This is a genomic window from Desulfovibrio sp. 1214_IL3152, from assembly GCF_036763055.1.
Lineage (GTDB): Bacteria > Desulfobacterota > Desulfovibrionia > Desulfovibrionales > Desulfovibrionaceae > Desulfovibrio.
The window spans coordinates 1-1,001 of record NZ_JBAIYW010000444.1; the positions used below are offsets into that span (position 1 = coordinate 1).

1 pseudogene is annotated in these 1,001 nt (G+C 60.5%); it reads right to left on the reverse strand.

Annotated features, from left to right (window positions below):
* Positions 1 to 462, reverse strand: a pseudogene (locus V6C07_RS09415) (colanic acid biosynthesis glycosyltransferase WcaL); the annotation flags it as partial.
* Between the last annotated feature and the right edge of the window lie 539 nt (positions 463 to 1,001).

The following is a 1,001-nucleotide window of genomic DNA, read 5'->3' on the forward strand; positions in this document are numbered from 1 at the left end:
GGCCGTGGCTGTGCCGCGCGGCCAGGGGGCGTAGATCATGTCTATGCCTGCCTCCCTGAACCGGCGGGCCAGATAGACCCCGGCGCAAAAAGCCCAGAGATTTTCGCCCAGGGTTTCAATGCAGCGCCAGCGGCGGAACATGGTGCGCCTGAAAATCCGGCCCAGCCGCAGGGGATGCGTGAACATCTCGCGCAGCACTTCACCCAGGATAGCCGGCAGCGCCCGAGTACCCATAGTTATGGTCTCCCGCGCCACGTTGCGCATTTCCGTGGAGCAATGGCGCAGGTTGGGTCCATACAGACTGTAGACCGCCACAGGAAGGCGCTTGCGCAGCCCCTGCACCTCACGGAATATAAAGGGCTGGGTGAAAAGCGGATACCAGAGCAGCACACAGGCCACATGGGGCAGGCCGGGCGCAAATGGCGGCGCGGTGAGCGTTTCGCTTGTTGTGTCTTTTGTCATTGCTTGCTCCTGAGCGTCTGCAAGGGGCAAATCCACAGGTTGTATTCGGGCATGCACTTTGTTTCAAAGACAAAATGCCCTAAGGCCGCGCATGATGCAACACGTCGCGGGGCGGCGCGAGCGCCGCCGGAAACCGCGCTGAAAATGAAATGCCACAGTAAAACGCACAGCGCCCAACGCTGTTCCGCCATACGGCAACCAGGCGTGAACGCATTTTTATGGCAGCTTCGCTTTGAGATTGCGGCTTTACGGCAGCAAGGCGCGCTTAAGCCCATCTCGCGGACCGCGCTACGCCTCGCTTCACGAGCCCAGAGCATTTCGTCAGTATAAACAGTGTGATAGTTGAAATGCCCTGCCCCAAACAGGTCGGATTATGAAAACCAGGTCCAGTCATTGGGTCCGGCGGCCGCAGTCGGGAGCAGACCGCCGCTGTCCGGAGCGGCAGGCCCCAGGGTTTCGCGCAACTGCTCCATAGTCAGGCAGCGCACGTTCCAGCGGGCCATGAGCCAGTCTGTCCAGGCCAGTATCTTGCTCATGAG